The organism is Streptomyces sp. NPDC096193, assembly GCF_040302905.1.
GTDB lineage: Bacteria > Actinomycetota > Actinomycetes > Streptomycetales > Streptomycetaceae > Streptomyces.
The window spans coordinates 1-18,278 of the sequence record NZ_JBEOSJ010000036.1 but is presented as its reverse complement, the minus strand read 5'-3'; the positions used below and the strand labels follow the sequence as shown (position 1 = coordinate 18,278).

Sequence of the window (18,278 nt, the reverse complement as noted above, 5' to 3'; positions counted from 1 at the left end):
CTCCTGCCGGGCTCCCCTTGTCCGTGTCAGGAATGTCTATGTCCAGCCGGCGCCCTGAGCGATCCGGATCGCGTCGACGCGGTTGCGGGCCCCCACCTTGCGGATGACGCTGGCCATGTAGTTGCGGATCGTCCCCTGCGACAGATGCAGGTCACCTGCGACTTCGGCGATCGTCGCGCCTTCGGCCGCGAGCGACAGCACACTGAGTTCACGGGGAGTCAGAGGCATCTCGGCGGCCTGGAGAAATCCGAAAGCGAGCGATTCGTCGATGAATCGCTCGCCTTTGGCAACGGTGTGAATGGCTTCGAGTAATCGGCAGGGAGAGCAGTCCTTGTCAACATAGCCCAGCGCGCCGGCGTTGAACGCCTTGCGCAATACCCCCGGCTTCTCCGGTGTGGCCAGCACCAGCAGCGCTGCCTCCGAACAGGCTTCGGAGAGTGCCGCGCGGTTTCCCCGTACCGACGCCTCCAGAGAGTCCGCGTCGGCGACACACACGTCGGGCGACAGCGCCCCCCGTTCCTGCCTCCTCGGAAGGCAGGGTGCGGCCGAGACGTCAAGCGCGTCGTCGGAACGCAGCAGTTCCACGAGCGCAGATCTCATCAACTGCGCGTCGTACGCCACCATGACCCGGATCATGTCCACCCCTTCAACTCACCGACTGCGCGGCCTGCCGGCCGCCTCCCCACCCTCACCCGAGTGCCCACATCGGGGCCGAAGGAACGGGCGCGCGGGGGCACGCCGGGAGCACGACCGGTGCACGAGGGAGCGCATCGGTAACCCCGCAGGTGAAGCGGGGTTACCGATGCGCGGGGCGGTGAATCGGTGCCCGACGGCGCATCGATACGGTGCCCCGGGGGGCCGTCGCTACGGCGTCAGGCCGATCTCCTCACAGTCGGCCTTGTACTTCGCGGTGCAGATCTCCTCGACCGTGTAGACACCGTCCTTGACGACCGTGTCCTTGATGTTCTCCTTGGTCAGCGAGACCACCGGCACCAGTACCGACGGAATGCCCTTGGTGGTCGGGCTGTCGATGTCGGCCTGGGCCATGGCACCGAGTCCGATACCCCTGGCCAGCAGGATGGCCATCTCCGCGGCGGCGCTCGCCTCCGGCGCGTTGGGCTTGTAGACGCTCATGAACTGCTCACCGGCGACGATGCGCTGTACGGCGGCGAGTTCCGCGTCCTGGCCGGTGACCGGCGGGAGCGGGGAGACGCCGGCCTTCTTCAAGGCCGCGATGATGCCGCCCGCCATGCCGTCGTTGGCGGAGTAGACACCGGCGATGTTCTCACCGGCCAGGCTCACGATCGCCTCCTGCATGTTGGCGTTGGCGTTCTCCGGCTTCCACTCCTTGGTGTCGTACTCCCTGCCGATCTTCACCTTGCCGTCGAGCTCGGCGTGCGCGCCCTTCTTGAACATGGCGGCGTTCGGGTCGGTGACCGCTCCGTTCATCATCACGATCTGCGAAGACTTGGCCTTGTCCCCCAGCGCCTCGAGGAGCGCCTTCCCCTGGACATGGCCGACCTCTTCGTTGTCGAAGGAGGTGTAGGCGTCGATCGGCCCCTCGGCGAGACGGTCGAAGGCGACGACCGGGATGTCGGCGTCCTTCGCCTTCTGCACCGCGGTCGCGATGCCCTTGGAGTCGACGGCGTCGATGATGATGACGTCGACCTTGCTCTCGATCATGGTGTCGACCTGCTGCGCCTGGAGAGCCGCGTCCTGTTTGGCGTTGGCGTAGACGACCCGGCCCTTGTCATTGGTCAGCTGGCTGACCTTCTTCTCGATGACGGGCTTGTCGAACTTCTCGTAGCGCGCCGCCTCGTTCTCCGGAAGGAGCAGGCCGACGGTGATGTCGTCGCTGGTTCTCACGCCCGTGCCCTCTTCGCTGCCACAGGCAGCGAGGGACACGGCCATCGCGGAAACAGTGATGGCTATGGCGGTGCGACGCAAATGTGCGTTCATCTGTGGAAATCAACCTCCCTGACAGGCCGCTTCCTTGCGACCGAGGTGGCTGGAAGTCAACTCCGCTCAGACAAATGCGTCAAGAAGTGCAATATTAACGAGATGGCAACGGGTTTTGTCCGTTAGTTAAGTGAACGCAGACATCTCTGCACGAAGGCCCTGGACACTTACTGACATACCGGAAGCATCGGGCACGAGAATTGTGCGCCGAACCCCCGTCCCCGGCACGGGAAATCCGACTCCCCGCGGAAGAAGCGGAATCCTTCGCAGGACGAGCGGCGGCCCGTTCCGAAGACCGACGGCGAGAGCGACAGTCAGGGGGCCTGCCGCTGGAATCCTTCGAGTCCGGCCTGCAACTGCGGGTAGGGCGTCGCCTCGGGCACGGCGCTGCCCTCGCGTACGGCACGTGCCGCTTCGGCCGCGGCATGGATGGCGGCGCGATAGGGCAGCGAGCCCGTACTCACCCGGCGAACGCCCAGGGACGCCAACTCCGCGGGCGACAAGCCCGGGATCGGGAGCACGTTCAGCGGCACCGGGATGCTGCGGGCCAGCTCGCGGAGCACGGCCGGCTCCGACGCGCCGGGCACGAAGATCCCGTCCGCGCCGGCCTCCACATAGAGCGCGGCGCGGTCCAGGGTGGCATCGACGTTCGCCTCCTGCCCGAGCCAGTAGGTGTCGACGCGGGCGTTGACGAAGAGGTCCGGGCGGCGCCGCTTGACCGCCGCGACCTTCGCGGCGTGCACCTGCGGACTGATGAGCCGCGCGGCGGAACTGTCCTCGATGTTGATGCCCGCCGCATCCAGCTCGGCCGCGTAGTCGGCGACAGTGTCCGGTTCGTCCGCGTAGCCGTCCTCGATGTCCACACTGACGAAGCACGGCAACCGCGACAGGGCGCGGGCGAGAAGGAGGTTCGCCTCTCGGGTCGCGCGTCCACCGTCGGGGCGGCCCAGGCTGGAGGCCACACCGAGGCTGGTCGTACCGATGGCTTCGAAACCGGCGTCGAGGAAGGCCAGCGCCGAGGGCACATCCCAGGCATTGGGCAGAACCAGCGGCAGTTCGCGGAGATGGAGCTCATGGAAGGCCATGAGCCCCATCTTTCCGTTTCGGAGAGATGACCGGCGCGAGGACGCGAGGGCCGAGCGCACCCGGCCGGACCGGCGGTCGGCCCCGGTGGTCGGCGCACTCGCACTCGCGCTGGTCCTCGCACTCGCACCCGCCCTCGGCACCAGGGGCGGTGCACGGCGACGACGTACCGCGCCCGGTCGAAGGCGGCGGCCGGCACGGCACCGGGAGGAAGTGCCGCGCCGGCCGCCGGGTCGGCCCGTCAGGCTGTGTGCAGTCGCAGCCCGTACCGGCCGAGGATCTCGTTGATCGGCTGGTGCCAGGTCTGGCCTCCGCCGCTGCAGTTGCCCCAGCCGCCGGAGGTGACGCCCTGCGCCTGGTCGCCGCTGATGAAGGAGCCGCCCGAGTCGCCGGGTTCGGCGCACACGCTCGTCTTCGTCATCTGATGGACAGCGCCCTGGCTGTAGTTCACGGTCTCGTTCTTCGCGAGGACCGCCCCGCAGTGCCAGTGCGTGGTGGAACCGGACCGGCAGATCGAAGCCCCTATGGGAGCCTCGGCGGAGCCGCGGACCAACTGGTCCGGCACGGTGCCCCAGCCGAGGACCACGGGAACGGTCCACCAGCCGCTGCCGACGCTGACCCAGGCGTAGTCGTCACCGGGGAAGGACGATCCCTGGAAGTGTCCGATGTGGGAGCCGTCCCAGCCCCGGACCGCCGCACCCCCTCCGCCGCAGTGCCCGGCGGTCACGAATCCGCCGTGGACGGAGAAGCCGATGGAGCAGCGCACGTTTCCGGTGTAGTACGGGTCACCGCCCACGGTGCCCGCGGCAAAGGTCTTGGGCGCCTCGGCCGTCTTCTCGACCTGGACGGGTCCTGCCTGACGGGCGCGGGCGAGGAAGGCCTTGACATCGTTGTCGCCCTGCTGGTCGGCAACGACGTTCACGACGACCCGGTTGATCCGGGGATCCACGTGCCAACTACTCACGCCGGCCGGGGCCTTGAGGCCGTCGATCTTCTTCTTCGCCGCATCGAGCCGGGCCGCGTCGTACGTCACGAGCCGGACCGACGCTCCGGTGGCCCGGACGGTGCCGGCCTTGGCGGGGTCGGTGACGGCGACAGCGAGCTTGCCGGTGCCGGCGTCGAACCAGGCACCACCGAAGGCCGGTCCCGCCGCGCGGCGAGCGGTGCTCTCGATGGCGGTCGCGGCCCGCTCCGCCGCGAGGCGGGACCGGGCCTGGTCCTTCGTCAGGCCGAGGTCCCGTTCCATGGCCTCCAGCAGGCCGGTGGACACCGGCGGTTCGGCGGTGGGAGCAGGGGCGGCGGATGCCGGGGCGAGTCCGGCGCCGGCCCAGGCGCCCAGAACGAGAAGTGCGGACATGCCGGTGCGCAGAACTGTTGTGCGTCTCAAGGCGTTGCCCTTCGGTTGTTCCAACGAGGTGGGGGTGGAACAGCACTGCTTTGGGAGCGCTCTCAACCGCTCCCCGGCGGAGCGTAGCCGAGCCCAATCACCAGGTCCATGACAAGCACACGACGGATTTGCGCACACCGGCGCAAGGGCTGCCGAGGAACGCCGGCGATCGCGCCCCGAACTCCACCCGTGAACAGCCGAGTTGAACGCCAGTTGGTCTAGACCTGGGCGGCTCCACTGCGTCATAGTGAAGGAGCCCTCGCGACCGACCACCGCCAGGACCGCCGACCCTCGCCACCCCCGGTCGAACCGCCTCCCCACCGCCCGGGGAGGCGGTTCTTCGTCTGCGGCACTCGGCTCGGCGCCTGGGAACCCTCGACGCCATCGCCAAGCAGATGGGCATGAGCGGCCCGGCGCTCTATCGCTACTTCGCGGGCCGCGACGACCTGATCACCGAGCTCGTCCGGGAGGCGTACCGAAGCCTTGACACCCTCCGCGCGGCCTCCGACACCGGCGCGGATCTGGCCGGACTGGCACACACCCTGCGCGACTGAGCACTGGCGGACCCGCAGCGGTACTTCCTCATCTACGGCACCTCGATCCCCGGCTACCACGCACCCGAGGACATCACCGCGATCTCCTCCGAGATCATGACGACCCTCGTCGACGCGTGTGCGGCGCTCGCTCCGGACAGCGCCGTGACACAGTTCGCGGGGCATCTGGAGGACCACCGGGACTGAGCCGCCGGCAACCCCGCCCCATCGGAGGCCCTCTATCGGTTCCTGACGTTCTGGACCCGACTGCACGGCGTCCTGTCACTGGAACTCGCGGGCCAGTTCGCCGGCATGGACTTCGACCCCGCCCTGCTCTTCGCTGCCGAACTGGACGACCTGCTCGCACCCCGGTCCTGAGATCGGGACTCCTGAGCTCAGAGCCGCCCGGCCCTGTCGAGGAAGCGGTGGATCGACGCCTTCATCGCCGCGACGAAGTTCTGACGGGTCTCGTCGGTCGCCAGGTCCAGTGAGAGGTACGGGTTGAGGTCCTCCAGCTCGACGAGCAGGAGTTCGCCGTCGGGGGCGCGGCAGGCATCGACGCGCTGGATGCCCGACGTGAGGGTGTTCCAGTCGATGAAGCGCCGGGCGAAGTCGAGATCCGCCCCGGTCGGCTCGTACGGTTCCAGCACCCACCGCTGCTCTGGGTCGGGGGCGTACAACGCGTACTGGAAGGCCTCGTCGACGAAGTAGAAGGACACCTCGTAGCGGAAGTCGATCCGCGGCTGGACGAGCACATCACCGTAGGTGAGATGCGCCAGGCGCTCGCGGGTGACGAACTCCAGGCCGATCGAGTCCGCCCCGGCCTTGGGCTTGACCGCGTAACGCTGCGCCGCCGGAAGCAGATCGAGGTCCGCGAGCCGGTCGACGGTGGGTATGACGGGGTGGCCGTCAGCGGTCAGATCCAGCAGGTACTGCTTGCCGGCCATGTCTCCCCTGCCGGAGAGCGGGTTGTAGACGGGGATTCGGCACGCCGCGGCCCGGTCGCGGAAGGCGTCGTAGGCGTCCTGGTAGTGCAGCACGGGGCCACTGTTGCGGACCACGACCGCGTCGAAGCCGTTCATCAACGCGGCCGCTTCCCGCGGGTGACACAGGGCGAGGTCGAATTCCTCGCGCAGCCGGGCGGTCAGGAAGATGTCCTCGTCGCAGTAGCGGCGACCCCGTGCCGGATAGGCGAGGTCGGTGACGAAGAGCAGGCGCGGACGGACGGACACGGGCATCTCCCGGGGAGAGTGGTCGACACCGGACTCCGGGCATCCCGCGGAGTTGGTTGAGCCCCAAACTACTCATGCCCCGGAGCGCGCCCGGCGCCGGGGCCCGCCGCGACCCGGTCACTCCCCGGTCCGCCTCCGCAGGTCAGAGGCGGTGCAGACGGATGTCGGACAGCCGCCCCTCGGCCACGTCCACGGTCATGTAGGTGCGGTACGGCTGACGTCGCCGGTCGGTCGGTGAGCCGGGGTTGAGCAGCCGCAGTCCGCCCGGAGCGGTCGTGTCCCAGGGGATGTGGCTGTGCCCGAACACCAGCACGTCGAGGTCGGAAAACCGCTCCGCGCACCGCTGCTCCCGCCCCTTGGCCTGGCCGGTCTCATGGATCACGCCGAAACGAAGACCGCCGAGTTCGGCCCGCGCCACTTCCGGGAGACGCGCCCGCAGCTCGGGGCCGTCATTGTTGCCGTACACCGCGAGGAGCCGGGACGAGCGGGCCTCCAGCAGGTCGAGTGTCGCGCTGTCGACCCAGTCGCCCGCGTGAAGCACCACGTCCGCCTCGTCGATCCGCTCCAGCAGCTCGGCGGGGAGATGCCGGGCGCGCCGGGGGACGTGGGTGTCGGCCGTCAGCAGCAGTCGCATCCTTCTACCTTGCCCGCCTTCCGGCCGTGCCGTTCCTCCTGGCGCGCCGGAAGCCGGGGCGCGAGGTCTCGGGTCAGCCGGCGGCTCGGGCCGGCAGGCCGACCACCGCCCGCCTGTGGGCCGAGGCCGAGCGCCTGACCAGCGTGTCCGTGCCGTGCCTGACACCCGCCGCCGGACGCCTCGCACGCAGCACCAGACGATCGCCCCGGGCGCCGTCGGACGCGGGGGCCGAGCACCGATGCGACATCCCACCGCACACGGACGCCCCGAGTGGGTAGGCGTGACCCATGGACGTTGTGGACTCAGACGAGCTGTTGCGCCGAATCCAGCGAGCGCGTGACTGGGCGGGCCGGGAGGAGGAGTCGTGGAAGTCCCGGACCGGTGAGTTGCGGGGCGACGATCCGGACGGGGCGCGCCGCGCGGAGGTGTACGGATCGGCCTTCGAGACCGTCCGCAAGGTCCTGGACGAGATCGTCTCGCCCGGCCGCTCCGCCTAGCACCTCGCGTTCTCCCCGCTCCCGGCCCTCGGATCACGCCGTAGGGCCTCCTTCCCCTGGCCCAACTCGCCTATGGGCATCGCGGTTCATCCCTTCGGCACCGACGGGAGACCTTCGCCGGACGCCGGACATCTTCACCCCCAGACCCGGAGACGGCGACATCACCCGACCGTGGCGTCGCGACCGGTGGACGAACAGGGGGAATACAGGGTGCATGAAAAGGGAATGAGCCGGGCTCGGTTTCGGCCGGGGCGAGGGCCGCGGGGATCGCCGCGGCCGGACTGCTCCCGATGGCGGGGGCAGCCGCGGCGGCGCCGGGAGGCCGGAGGCGAGCAGAACGGTAGGCGCGGCCTGACCCACCGGGGCGTCGGCTACGAGGTCGGTGAAAGCGAGAGCCCGGGATCGCCTGGAGTACCGCACGGATGCGGCACGACATGTGGGCGATCAAGAACGGCGAAGGAGTCGTTCCATGTGCTCGCCCGGCAGTACTGCCGCATGCGGTGAGCCGGGAGTTCACCGCCCTGGCAAGGGAGCTCAACACTCCGCCCACTCAGCAGGCTCAACACTGCGCCGCCCGGCACACGAAGGCGCCGGGCGGCGGCACGGTCGAGGTCCGTCAGGCGTAGGTCACGGTCACCTGGCGGAAGCCGAGGGAACGCAGCAGGCCCTGAAGCATGGCCGTGGTGTTCTTCTCGGCCCGTTCGGTCAGCTCGCTTTCCTTGGCGGCCTCGCCGATGCGCTGGGCGGCGAGCCGGTGCACGGCCCGCTCGTCGGCCGGGTTGTCGGAGAAGAGGTCTCCGAGCCTGTCGAGGAGTCCGCGCTGCTTGGAGACGGCATACGAACGGTCCGCGTTCAGGGCCGGGGTGCCGAGCCGGGCGTGCGGCAGACGCAGGGTGGCCACGGTACGGTCCTCGTTGACGGTCACGCTCTTGTCGCCGAGCCGGTTGAGATCGACGTACGCGCTCACCGTGCCCGCGCCGACGTACAGGGTGCGGGTGCCCCGGATGGCGTCCGGCAGGAACTTGGCGTCCTTCTCCAGGTCGACGACGATCTGGAAGTTGCCGGCGGCGCCCTCGTAACGGTTCATGTCCTGAATGGATTTGAGTACGGCAGGACCCGAACGGTCCTTGGTCTCCTCACCGAAGACGTCATCGAGGCCGGGCACCAGGCTGAAGCGTCCGGCGAGCACGAACAGGACCAGGACGACCAGCAGGGCGACGGGTACCTTCACCCACCACGGCACCGGGGAGCGCCCCGTGGGGTGCTGCTTCTCAGGAGCTCGAGCAAGTGTCTTCACGGGCTCCGGGTTCCCCCGAAGGGCGGAGGCAGTCGCGGGGCGCGGGCACTTTGCGGCGCCGATGGCGCCGAAGACTGCGCAGCCTGCTCACGGTGCCCTCGCGCCGGCCGCGACCTGCCGCCCGACGCGGTGTCAGCCCTCGGACGGGAACGGCTGTTCCGTCCAGATCGTCTTGCCGGACGGGGTGTAGCGCGTCCCCCACCGGTGGACGAGCTGGGCGACGATGAACAGTCCGCGCCCGCCTTCGTCGTCCTCGGCGCTGTGCCGCAGATGCGGCGAGGTATGACCCGTGTCGGCGACTTCGCACAACAGCGAGCGGTCGAGGATGAGCCGCAGGTGCAGCGGTCCCTCCGCGTGCCTGATGGCGTTGGTGACCAACTCGCTGACGACGAGCTCGGTCGAGAACACCAGCTCGTCCAGGCCCCATGCCTGGAGCTGTTCGGCGGCGAGCCCCCGGGCATGGCCCACCGCGACCGCCTCCGCCGGGAGTTCCCAGTCGACGACCTTCCCGGGGTCGAGTTCCCGGGTGCGGACGAGCAGCAGCGCGGTGTCGTCGGCCGTCGTACCGCCCGGTAGGAGTTCGGACAGGGTGAGGTCGCACAGCTCTTCGAGACTCTCCCGGCGTTCGCCGAGCACCCTCCTCAGAGCGTCCAGTCCCTCGTCGATGTCACGGTCGCGCGTCTCGATCAGACCGTCGGTGAACAGCGCCAGCAGGCTGCCCACCGGGAGTTCCATGTCGACGGACTCGAACGGCAGACCTCCGAGACCCAGCGGCGGCCCGGCGGGCAGCGCGGGAAACGAGACACGTCCGTCGGGCTCCACGATCGCGGGCGGCAGATGTCCCGCCCGGGCCATGGTGCAGAGCCGGGTAACCGGGTCGTAGACCGCGTAGAGGCAGGTCGCTCCCGTGGCGTCGTCGTGCGGAAGATCCTGCCCGCCGGTGCCCGCGGACGGCTCGTCGGCGGCCTGACCCACCAGATCGTCGAGCCGGGTGAGCAGCTCGTCGGGCGTCAGGTCCAGTTGGGCGAGCGCACGCACCGTCGTCCGCAGGCGTCCCATGGTGGCCGCCGCCTGGAGGCCGTGTCCGACCACGTCACCGACCACCAGTCCGACCCGGCTGCCGGACAGGGCGATGACGTCGAACCAGTCGCCGCCCACTCCGGTCACGTCGTCGGTGGGCAGATAGCGGTACGCCAGGTCGACGGCCGACTGCTGCGGAAGATGTTGCGGCAGCAACTGCCGCTGGAGGGCGAGGGAAGCCCGGCGTTCCCGGGTGAAGCGCCGGGCGTTGTCGATGGACACGGCCGTGCGGGCCGCGAGCTCGTCCGCCAGGGCGATTTCGCCGCGGTCGAAGACGGCCGAGGGCGACTGGCGGGCAAAGGTGACCAGGCCGAGCACGCGTCCCCCTGCCCGCAGCGGCACGACCAGGGTGTTGTCCTCGATCACCAGCCCGCCCGAGGAAAGACTACGGTCCTGCGGCGAGCCGGGCGGATACTCGACCGGGGCCGGCGGCTTCGTCCCCGCCGGGTCGTCGGGGCCGAGGGTGGGCTCGGGCCGGGCGGCGACCCGTACGAGAGCGGTGGCCGCCGAACCGCCCGCACCCAGCTCCTCGCCCTCCAGGACGCCGGACGCCAGGTCCACGGTGACGGTGTCGGCGAAATCCGGCACCGCCACCTCCGTGACCTCTTCGGCGGTACGGGCGACGTCGAGCACGGTCCCGATGCTGCGCCCGGCCTCCACGAGCAGGGCCAGCCGCTGCTGCGCCTCGTAGCGGTCGGAGATGTCGAAGGCGTCCTCGCAGACGCCGAAGACATGGCCGTCGGCGTCCTGAAGGCGGTAGTACGAGCAGGACCAGAGATGCTCATGACCGGGGTCACTGGGCGGCTGACCACGGAAGTGGAGGTCGAGGATGGGTTCCCCCGTGTCGAGGACGTGGTGCATGACCTCGTCGAGGGTGTGCGGATCACCCTCGGTGATGAACCGGCCCTCGGAGTACAGCTCATCCGCCCGCAGGCCGCGGAACTCGGCGAACGGCAGCCCTATCTCGCGTTCGTAGGCTGCGTTGCACCAGGTGAGGCGCAGCTCCGTGTCGTAGATGGCGAGACCCACGGGAGATTGGGTGGCGAGGCCCTGGAGCAGCGCCAGCCGGGACTCCCAGAGCCTGAGGCGCTCCAGCTCGGTCGCGACCAGGACCCGGGCCGCCGGGCCGCCCCCGGGCAGCGTGCAGACGGCGGTGGCGACCATCAGACTGCGGCCGTCGTGGTGCCGGGCGATACGGATCTCGGTGCCGCTCGGTGTGCCGGGACCGGGACCCGGACCGGGACCGGGACCGGACTCGGCCGCAGGGACATCGGCGCGGTGCCGCGGCGACAGAAAGGTGTCCAACGGCCGGCCGATGATTTCGTCCTGGGTGTATCCCAGAAGCTCCTCGGCGGCGCGGCTCCATCCGACAATGGTGTCCTGGGCATCGAGAACCGCCGTGGCGGCTCGGGTGACGTCGAGCGGACCACGGAAGTCGGGACCTTTCGTCGCATTCCCATCGCTCATGGCGCCACACCAGCCCGATTCATTGCCTCCAGAATCCGCCCTGACCGAGACCGGCACAAGCGCAATGGTTCGGTTGCCGGGGCCGGTTTCACCCGTCCGGCCGACCGATTGCCCGGGGGCGGCGAGGTGGGGAGGCCTGTGCTGTGAGTACGGGCCCGTGGGCCGAGAATCGGGCGGTGAAGCAGGGTCGCGCGGAGATTTTCGGTGTGCGCGAAAGACGCGGTGCAGTCCTCCGACCTGGGCAGGATCGACCGGCGAGGGATGACAGGCCGTCAGCAACCCGTGCTTCCGGGGGCTTGCGCCCCAGGACATGCCGACCACGGTCCGGGCGCCTTGCCCTATAGCTCGAATGGGACCCCAATCGCATCCCAGCGCCTCATTGTTCACTCGCACGAGTGACAGGATCATCCATGCATCTCGATGAGGGGTTTATCTGCATGTGACAATCATCGCCAAGGGCGGCCGGATCTTTACCGGCGAGCCAATTCACAGAACGTGATGGTTTCGTTCTCAACAAGCTGTCGCGCCCAAACGTCGGACGTCAAATTGCTACTCCCGGGTCAGCTCGACGAAAGGGATGCAGCCGCGAACACCACAATTCCGGCGCGACGTCAAGGTCGGGATTGCCCAGGCGCGCGATGTGGTGCACTCTGTGCCCACGAGCCACGCAGTAAGTGCAGCTCGGACGGCGGAGCAGCCCTTCCCCGACCAGGCCCCACCCAGGCCGGTCCGCTGCTTTCCTCCGCGCCGGGCAATAGTACAGACCAATGGGGGGCGCAAGGGTGAAAGAATTTCCGCGGCCATCCGCCTCCTCCGGGGGCGAATCTCCGATCCCGGACGGGAATCCCTCACTCGCCTCGGAAAAGGTGCCGACGAATGGGATATCCGTCTCGAGCCTTCTGGCCCACCATTGGCGGGCAGTTCTCGACTACGCGTCGATCTGCACCGTTTCTCCCGAGAGCGCGAAGAAACTCGCCGGCGGCGCCTTCCTCCGCACCATCGGCGACCTCTCCCCCGGTGTCCCCGGTACTCCAGGCGCGGACGCCCCGGGTCCCGCCAGTCCGTGGCGCATCAGGCTGCTGACCGCCGTCCTCCAAACGGCCAGGGAATGGGGCGGCGACGAGCGCAGATTCACCCTCCAACCGGGTCTGCGGGAACCGCACGGCGACAGGGCGGGGACACAGTCCCGTCCCGAGCACGCCAACCTCGTGCGACGTGCGTTCACCGCGTTGCCGGAACGAGCGCAGGCACGTCTGTGGCACGCGGAGGTGGAGGCGGAGGACATCGGCACGTCCGCCGTCATCGGCAGCCCGAATCCGGTCGCGGCCCGGGTGGAACTCCAGCGCGACCGCGTGCTCCTGCGCACGGCGTGCCAGCAGGCCCATCTCAATCTGGGCGGTGACTACTGCCGCAGGTACAACCGGCTCCTCGACGTCTACACGAGCCGTCCCGGGGTGCCGATGATGGCCGATCTGCAGGAGCACCTGGACAGCTGCGCCTTCTGCCGCCGCGCCGCGGATCAGCTCGACCACTCCGGTGACCGGCTGCGCCGCCTCCTGGCCGGGGCGGTGCTGGAATTCGGCGCGGACGCCTATCTGGCCGCCCGGCAGGCCGGCCGCGGCACCACCGGCGGGGCAGTCCCCACCGGCGAACCGCTCCCGGAGCACGGCCGGCACCGGACACCCGCCTCGCAACCGAATCCGGTCCTGCGGCTGGCCCGACAGCGTCCGGTCCTCGCACTCGTGGTCGCCGGAAACGTTGTCATCGCGGCTCTCGCGGCCGGCTTCTTCCTCTTCCCGGCCGACTCACCGTCCTCGGCCTCCCCGGCTCCGTCCGCGACGGCCCCGGAGCCCCGTCCCTCGGCCATCCTGTCCGGCCGCTTCCGCAACGCCGCGACCAGTCTGTGCCTCGACGCGCGTTCCCCTGCGACATCAGGAGCCACAGCCGTCACCGCGCCCTGCTCGACGCAGCCGACGCAGCGCTGGCAGTTCGACGCGACCGGTCTGCTGCGCAATGCCGGGACCGACGACCTGTGCCTGGCGTTCCACCGGACCTCCTTCCGGCTCCAGCTCTCGCCGTGCAGCACGCAGACCGGCGACGAGCCGGCCTCGCCCTTCGATCTGTCGCCCGACGGCCTGCTCGTACCCCGCGAGGAACAGGGCCTGGCGGTGGCCCCCGTGGACCGGTCCGCGTACACCGCGGTGGTTCTCAAACCGGCGGCCCGGCCGTCGTCCGACGCGACACAGCAATGGAGAAGCGACGCTCCCACCCCCTGAACGTCGCACATCTGTCCGGTCTGCCTGTCCGTTTCCGACCACAGAGGTCATGTTCTGATGACCGGACATCACAGAGCTGTTCGTTCGGCCCTTCCACCACGGACATCGCGGCATAGAGTGAGGCGCTCACGGCGAGGGCTCGATCTCGGCCGAACGGGTATCTCTACGCCACGAACCTTTGGCGCGGCCACGGCTTCTTGGGAGGCGATGCAGCCTTGACAAGGCAGGGTTTTGCTTTCTGCGGGGCCGAGTTCGCGGCTGTTTATCTCTACTCGGGCGAAGACGAACGGCTCGACCTGGCCGACGTGATCGAAGGCCCCGACAATATCTGCGCACTGCCCGAGGCCTTCTTCCTTTCCGGCCGGTCGCCGGTCGCCGACGCCTTCCGCGAGGACCGCAACCGATGGCTCGGCCCGGCGCAGCTCACGGAGTACGCGCGGACGGGCGACGCGACACCCGGTCCGGACACCGTCCTCGCGGAATGCGTCAAGGCGTGGCCGAGCGGTACGTCGCTCGGCGCCCTGCCCCTCGGCGGGCACACCAGCAAACTCGGCTGCCTCGTCGTCGTGGGTGCTTCCGCGGAGGGATTCGACACGGACTGCCGGCATCTGCTGGAGCTGTACGCCGACCAGGTCGCCGCGGGAATCGAGGCGCTCGACACACAGGTCGTGAAGCGGCAGCCGCAGGTCCGCCCGCGCCGGGGCCCCGGACTGTTCCCACCCCGCAGCGGCGCCTTCACCCTGGTGCTCAAGACAGGCGACATGAAGGCCGACGACCAGGTTCTGAAACTGCTCGGCATCGCGCCCGAGGACTTCGACGGACGCGCGGAGACACTCCTGGCCTGCGCCGTGCCGGACGACGTGCCCGCGCTCATGTCGATCGTGGAGCCGGGGCGGTCGTCGGCCACGGACCACCAACTGGCCTTCCGCATCCGCCGGCCCAACGGCGAGCTCCGCTGGCTCGGCCTGCGGTGCCGGATGCTGCTCTCCCCCGAGGGCAAGCCGGATCGCATGCTGGGCGTCGTCGCGGACGCCTCGTACCTGCGGCCCAACGCCGACGAGGTGTCCCGTGTGCAGCGGCTGTCCGCCAAGCTGGCCGGCGCCACGACCGTCCGCGATGTCAGCGAGGTCGTGGTAGCGGCCCTGCGCGCACCGCTCGACGCCAGCCGGGTCGCCGTGGCGGAGCTGGAAGCCGATCGTCTCGTCGTCACCATCCTCGACCCGCCCGACCCCGACGCCTGGCCCGAGGTGTGGAGATCCGAGTGGCGGTCCGAGTGGCCCGACGCGTCGAGCAGCGCCCTGCCGACGCTGCGGAGCGCGCTGCGCGAGGGCACGGTCTCCGTGTGGCTGCCCGGCGCCGACCTGGAACCGGGACTCGCGGACATCGGACCCGGCGGTCTCGCCGTGCTGCCGCTGCTGGCCGACGGCAGGATGGTCGGGGCCTGCCTGGTGGGCTGGGACCAGGAGCACCGGTTCGGCCCGGAGGAACGGTCCCTGCTGACGGCGACCGCCAGTCTGGTGGGCCAGGCCCTGATGCGCGCCCACGTACTGGACGCGCGGCACGAGTTGGCCAGGACGCTGCAGCGCAGTCTGCTGCCCCGCAAGCTTCCGGTGCTGCCGGGCGGCAAGGCCGTGGCACGCTATCTGCCCGCGACGGTCGGGCTCGAAGTGGGCGGCGACTGGTACGACGTCATTCCGCTCCCGGACAGCCATGTGGCGCTCGTCATCGGAGACGTCCAGGGGCACAGCGCCGAGGCCGCCACGATCATGGGGCAGATGCGTACGGCCATCAGGGCGTACGCGGTGGAGGGGCATCCGCCCGATGTCGTGGTCAGCCACGCGAACCGGCTGCTCATCGGCATGGAGACCGACCTCTTCGCGACCTGTTGCTATGTGGACCTGGACATGGAGGAGGGCATCGCCCTCTTCGTACGGGCGGGCCATGTGCAGCCCCTGCTGCGGCACCCGGACGGTTCCACCGACGAGCTGAACGTCCAGGGGGGCCCACCGCTGGGGGTGATGACGGACGCTCAGTTCCCCATGACCGAGGCCGGGTTGACCCCGGGCACGGTGCTGACACTGCTCACGGACGGTCTGGTCGAGTCGGCGAACCTGCCGCTCGAGGACGGTATGAACCGCCTCCGTTCCCTGCTCAGCGCCGCGGATCCGTCGGACACGGGACGCACGGCCGACGACCTCCTCGGGAACGTCGACCGGCGTGACGACGACGTGGCCGTGCTGCTCCTGCGGTACGACGGCATGCTCGTCCGGCCGAAGCGGGCCCGGTGGACGGTGTGGCGGCTCCCCGACGCGATCGTGCACGCCCGCCGCTTCACCGCCCGGACCCTGCGCGGCTGGGACGCCGTGGACGAGATGGACGTGGCTCTGCTCATCGTCTCGGAGCTGGTCACCAACGCGATCGCGCACACCCAGGGACAGGTGCGGCTCGATCTGACGCTCGCTCAGGACCGACTGCGGATCGCCGTCAACGACTCCTCGCCACGCTCCCCCGCCCGGCCGACGACGCTGGACCTGGACGCGACGGGCGGTCGCGGGCTGCTCATCGTCGAGGCGCTGTCCACGGCGTGGGGTTCCGTGCCGTTCGCCGGCGGCAAGCAGGTGTGGGCGGAGGTCGCGCTGTCACCGGGCGAGCAGATGAGCCCGCCGCCGAAGGCGTAGCGGGCACTCGACGGTGTGAACTCCTGCCGCCGTTCGGGGGAGTTCGAACAGCACACAGTTCGTGATCATGGATCCTCTCTGTGGACCCGAGCCCTTCGGCTGCGGGCATCACTCTTTGTCGAGTAGGAGACATCCATGCCCATGCGCCGTTCTCTGTCGGTCGTCGTCGGTGCCGTTGCCCTCGTCCTCGGAGCCACCACCGCGTCGGCGGCCCCCACGGCCCCTGCCGCGGGAACGGCCCTCATGAACCCCTGCGGGTTCTACGAGACGTCCAGCGACGCCTACTACCAGCACTGCACGAGCGACGGTTCCCGCGTGATCGTCGAGGTGGAGGTCTTCGGGCCCAACTACGAGCGCTGTGTCGCGCCCGGAACCACCTGGCTCGGATCCGCCGGCAAGATCGACGGCGCGTTCTACACCGGACGCACCTGCTGACACCCTTCGGGCACCGGGCCCGCGGCGCGAGCGGCGGGCCCTCGGTAAGGCGAGGCATCAGCGCAGGGGCGCTTTGCCAACAAACTCTTTGCCACCGAACTCTGCGGTGCGAGGACTCTTCGGCACCAGGACTCTTCGGCGCCAGAAGGCGAGCCGGCGATGAGTCCGGTTGCCCGGACCGGTCTCCACCCGTGGGTACCGATCTCGCAGGTACCGATCCGAGACGAGGAGAGGCCCGATGCGGCAACCGACACCTCATCGCGCGCTGCACCGGTTGGACGTGCTCGTGGGCGCGTGGGACATATGGGCTCTCGGCCGCCGGGCCGGGCCGGTGCGGACCGAGTTCTCCTGGCTGGAGGGCGGCGTCGTTCTGGTGCAACGCGCGGACGTGGGACCGGATTCGGCCGTACCCGCCGAGTGGGGTCCGCATCTGCCGTTCCCCACGGTCACGCTGACCGGATACGACGACACGGCCGACGAGTTCACGACGCTGTATGCCGATGGCCGGGGTGTCGCGCGCGTCTACCGGACGACCGTGAACGACGGTGTGTGTAAGCAGTGGCGGGCAGCGCCCGGCTTCCACCAGAGATTCACCGCCACCATCGATGACGGGGGCGGCACCATCAGGGGCGGCTGGGACGGATCGCGTGACGGCGAGACCTGGACGCCGGACTTCGACGTGACGTACACGAGGGTCGGCTGAGATCTTCGATGCCGCCGGCCTGCCCGGTGGTCGGGGAGCGTGCGCTTCCCGCGACGGGGTAGCCGGGGTCTGCGGGCCGGGGCGCCCGTACAGGATTGGTCTCCTCCAGCGCGCGCCCCGGCCGCTTTTCCTCCAGGAACAGGGACAGGAGATGGCAGTGAACAGCATCTGGAGCTATTCGGCAGCCGACGGATATTCAACAGGTCTGTCCCTCACAGGTTTTGTCGTCGAGGCGTCCGACGGAGTGGTCGGACACGTGGACAGGCAACAGGACGACACGGGTGTGCAGCATCTGGTCGTCGACACGGGGGTGTGGGTGTTCGGCAAGAGCGTGCTGATCCCCGCGGGCCTGGTGACACGCATCGACGTCGAGGCCCAGAAGGTTTTCCTGGGGCGCACCAGGGACGAGATCAAGAGCGCGCCCCAGTTCTCCCGGGACAGCGAGACCGGCGACTTGGCGTATCTGTCCCTGGTCGGCCGCTACTACCAGGAACTCGACGCGGCACAGGGCATCTGAGCGGACCCGGACACGTCCCACAGCGCGCGGGGGCGGAGGGCAGGCAGCCCTCCGCCCCCGCGCGCTGTGGTGTGCTCCGGCGCCGAGCGCGGTCGTGAGCTGCGGAGACGGCGGAGCGTGACAATTGGAGATGCGCAGCCGCAGGCGCGCTGTTTCGCTGATCTCATCCGTCTGCACGAGTTGAGGGAGGCTGACCATGAGCGTGGCGAAGGAATCCGGTGGCCGTGCCCGCCAGCTGCGCGAGAAGGCCCTCGAACTGTCGGCCGCCGCTGCCCGCACCACTGATCCCGAACTGCGGCAACGGCTGGAGGAGAAGGCTCGCCGGCTCCAGCAGCAGAGCGAGCAGCCCGGCATGGGCGGCCAGGACGCGTATGCGCCGTGGAACGACGTGTAGCTCCGTCGTTCCACGGCGCACTGTCCGGCGACCGACCTGCGTCCCGGGCCCGCGGCCCGGGACGCGGGGCGGTGCCCCCGGGGGGGGGGCCGCGCCGCGGGCGGGG

Annotated in this window: 15 protein-coding genes and 1 pseudogene; 8 read left to right on the top strand and 8 right to left on the bottom strand. The window is 69.7% G+C overall.

Translation table 11 applies throughout. The annotated features are described in order from the left end of the window. Window positions 1-36: 36 nt before the first annotated feature. The 4 genes from ABTX78_RS33005 to ABTX78_RS32990 form a co-directional block, all read right to left on the bottom strand. Window positions 37-624 carry a LuxR C-terminal-related transcriptional regulator gene (locus ABTX78_RS33005; RefSeq protein ID WP_352210462.1) on the bottom strand — a complete coding sequence of 196 codons (588 nt, stop codon included), beginning with the start codon at window positions 622-624 and terminating at the stop codon, window positions 37-39. Window positions 625-864: 240 nt separating this feature from the next. After that, window positions 865-1,959, bottom strand: a complete 1,095-nt coding sequence (locus tag ABTX78_RS33000; protein WP_352210461.1) for a sugar ABC transporter substrate-binding protein — start codon at window positions 1,957-1,959, stop codon at window positions 865-867. A 314-nt stretch (window positions 1,960-2,273) separates the two neighbouring features. Continuing rightward, window positions 2,274-3,044 (bottom strand): isocitrate lyase/PEP mutase family protein, encoded by a 771-nt coding sequence (locus ABTX78_RS32995; RefSeq protein WP_352210460.1) that lies wholly within the window; start codon window positions 3,042-3,044, stop codon window positions 2,274-2,276. Between the two features lie 239 nt (window positions 3,045-3,283). Beyond that, a complete protein-coding gene (locus ABTX78_RS32990; protein WP_352210459.1) occupies window positions 3,284-4,429 on the bottom strand; it encodes a S1 family peptidase in 1,146 nt (381 codons plus the stop codon). A 371-nt stretch (window positions 4,430-4,800) separates the two neighbouring features. Between ABTX78_RS32990 and ABTX78_RS32985 the strand changes: the two are divergent. After that, a pseudogene (locus ABTX78_RS32985) lies at window positions 4,801-5,340 on the top strand (TetR/AcrR family transcriptional regulator); the annotation flags it as partial. Window positions 5,341-5,357: 17 nt separating this feature from the next. Here ABTX78_RS32985 and ABTX78_RS32980 read toward each other — a convergent pair. Further along, window positions 5,358-6,200, bottom strand: a complete 843-nt coding sequence (locus ABTX78_RS32980; RefSeq protein WP_352210458.1) for an ATP-grasp domain-containing protein — start codon at window positions 6,198-6,200, stop codon at window positions 5,358-5,360. A gap of 136 nt (window positions 6,201-6,336) precedes the next feature. Continuing rightward, entirely contained in the window at window positions 6,337-6,828 is a 492-nt protein-coding gene (locus ABTX78_RS32975; protein ID WP_352210457.1) for a metallophosphoesterase family protein, read from the bottom strand. Between the two features lie 287 nt (window positions 6,829-7,115). Between ABTX78_RS32975 and ABTX78_RS32970 the strand changes: the two genes are divergently transcribed. Further along, entirely contained in the window at window positions 7,116-7,325 is a 210-nt protein-coding gene (locus tag ABTX78_RS32970; RefSeq protein WP_352210456.1) for a hypothetical protein, read from the top strand. 616 nt (window positions 7,326-7,941) lie between these two features. On the opposite strand, the gene ABTX78_RS32965 is transcribed toward ABTX78_RS32970, so the two are convergent. Beyond that, window positions 7,942-8,556 (bottom strand): DUF4230 domain-containing protein, encoded by a 615-nt coding sequence (locus ABTX78_RS32965; protein WP_352210455.1) that lies wholly within the window; start codon window positions 8,554-8,556, stop codon window positions 7,942-7,944. A 198-nt stretch (window positions 8,557-8,754) separates the two neighbouring features. Continuing rightward, window positions 8,755-11,169, bottom strand: a complete 2,415-nt coding sequence (locus ABTX78_RS32960) for a SpoIIE family protein phosphatase (RefSeq protein ID WP_352210454.1) — start codon at window positions 11,167-11,169, stop codon at window positions 8,755-8,757. A gap of 866 nt (window positions 11,170-12,035) precedes the next feature. Between ABTX78_RS32960 and ABTX78_RS32955 the strand changes: the two genes are divergently transcribed. The 6 genes from ABTX78_RS32955 to ABTX78_RS32930 all read left to right on the top strand — a co-directional run bounded on the left by ABTX78_RS32955 (window position 12,036) and on the right by ABTX78_RS32930 (window position 18,172). Then, on the top strand, window positions 12,036-13,445 hold the full coding sequence (locus ABTX78_RS32955; protein WP_352210453.1) for an RICIN domain-containing protein: 1,410 nt from the start codon (window positions 12,036-12,038) through the stop codon (window positions 13,443-13,445). Between the two features lie 215 nt (window positions 13,446-13,660). Continuing rightward, a complete protein-coding gene (locus ABTX78_RS32950) occupies window positions 13,661-16,123 on the top strand; it encodes a SpoIIE family protein phosphatase (protein WP_352210452.1) in 2,463 nt (820 codons plus the stop codon). A gap of 135 nt (window positions 16,124-16,258) precedes the next feature. Continuing rightward, window positions 16,259-16,558, top strand: coding sequence for a DUF6355 family natural product biosynthesis protein (locus ABTX78_RS32945; RefSeq protein WP_352210451.1), 300 nt, complete (start codon window positions 16,259-16,261; stop codon window positions 16,556-16,558). A gap of 238 nt (window positions 16,559-16,796) precedes the next feature. Beyond that, a complete protein-coding gene (locus tag ABTX78_RS32940) occupies window positions 16,797-17,261 on the top strand; it encodes a hypothetical protein (RefSeq protein WP_352210450.1) in 465 nt (154 codons plus the stop codon). 151 nt (window positions 17,262-17,412) lie between these two features. Continuing rightward, a complete protein-coding gene (locus tag ABTX78_RS32935; RefSeq protein WP_352210449.1) occupies window positions 17,413-17,778 on the top strand; it encodes a PRC-barrel domain containing protein in 366 nt (121 codons plus the stop codon). Window positions 17,779-17,974: 196 nt separating this feature from the next. Further along, window positions 17,975-18,172: a DUF6381 family protein gene (locus ABTX78_RS32930; protein WP_352210448.1), complete on the top strand. Its 198-nt coding sequence runs from the start codon at window positions 17,975-17,977 to the stop codon at window positions 18,170-18,172. Window positions 18,173-18,278 lie beyond the last annotated feature (106 nt).

Coding starts and splice junctions, on each gene's coding strand:
- ABTX78_RS32940 (WP_352210450.1), top strand. CDS start 16,797: ATGCGGCAACCGACACCTCATCGCGCGCTGCACCGGTTGGACGTGCTC.
- ABTX78_RS33000 (WP_352210461.1), bottom strand. CDS start 1,959: ATGAACGCACATTTGCGTCGCACCGCCATAGCCATCACTGTTTCCGCG.
- ABTX78_RS32975 (WP_352210457.1), bottom strand. CDS start 6,828: ATGCGACTGCTGCTGACGGCCGACACCCACGTCCCCCGGCGCGCCCGG.
- ABTX78_RS32995 (WP_352210460.1), bottom strand. CDS start 3,044: ATGGCCTTCCATGAGCTCCATCTCCGCGAACTGCCGCTGGTTCTGCCC.
- ABTX78_RS32930 (WP_352210448.1), top strand. CDS start 17,975: ATGAGCGTGGCGAAGGAATCCGGTGGCCGTGCCCGCCAGCTGCGCGAG.
- ABTX78_RS32970 (WP_352210456.1), top strand. CDS start 7,116: ATGGACGTTGTGGACTCAGACGAGCTGTTGCGCCGAATCCAGCGAGCG.
- ABTX78_RS32960 (WP_352210454.1), bottom strand. CDS start 11,169: ATGAGCGATGGGAATGCGACGAAAGGTCCCGACTTCCGTGGTCCGCTC.
- ABTX78_RS33005 (WP_352210462.1), bottom strand. CDS start 624: ATGGTGGCGTACGACGCGCAGTTGATGAGATCTGCGCTCGTGGAACTG.
- ABTX78_RS32945 (WP_352210451.1), top strand. CDS start 16,259: ATGCCCATGCGCCGTTCTCTGTCGGTCGTCGTCGGTGCCGTTGCCCTC.
- ABTX78_RS32935 (WP_352210449.1), top strand. CDS start 17,413: ATGGCAGTGAACAGCATCTGGAGCTATTCGGCAGCCGACGGATATTCA.
- ABTX78_RS32980 (WP_352210458.1), bottom strand. CDS start 6,200: ATGCCCGTGTCCGTCCGTCCGCGCCTGCTCTTCGTCACCGACCTCGCC.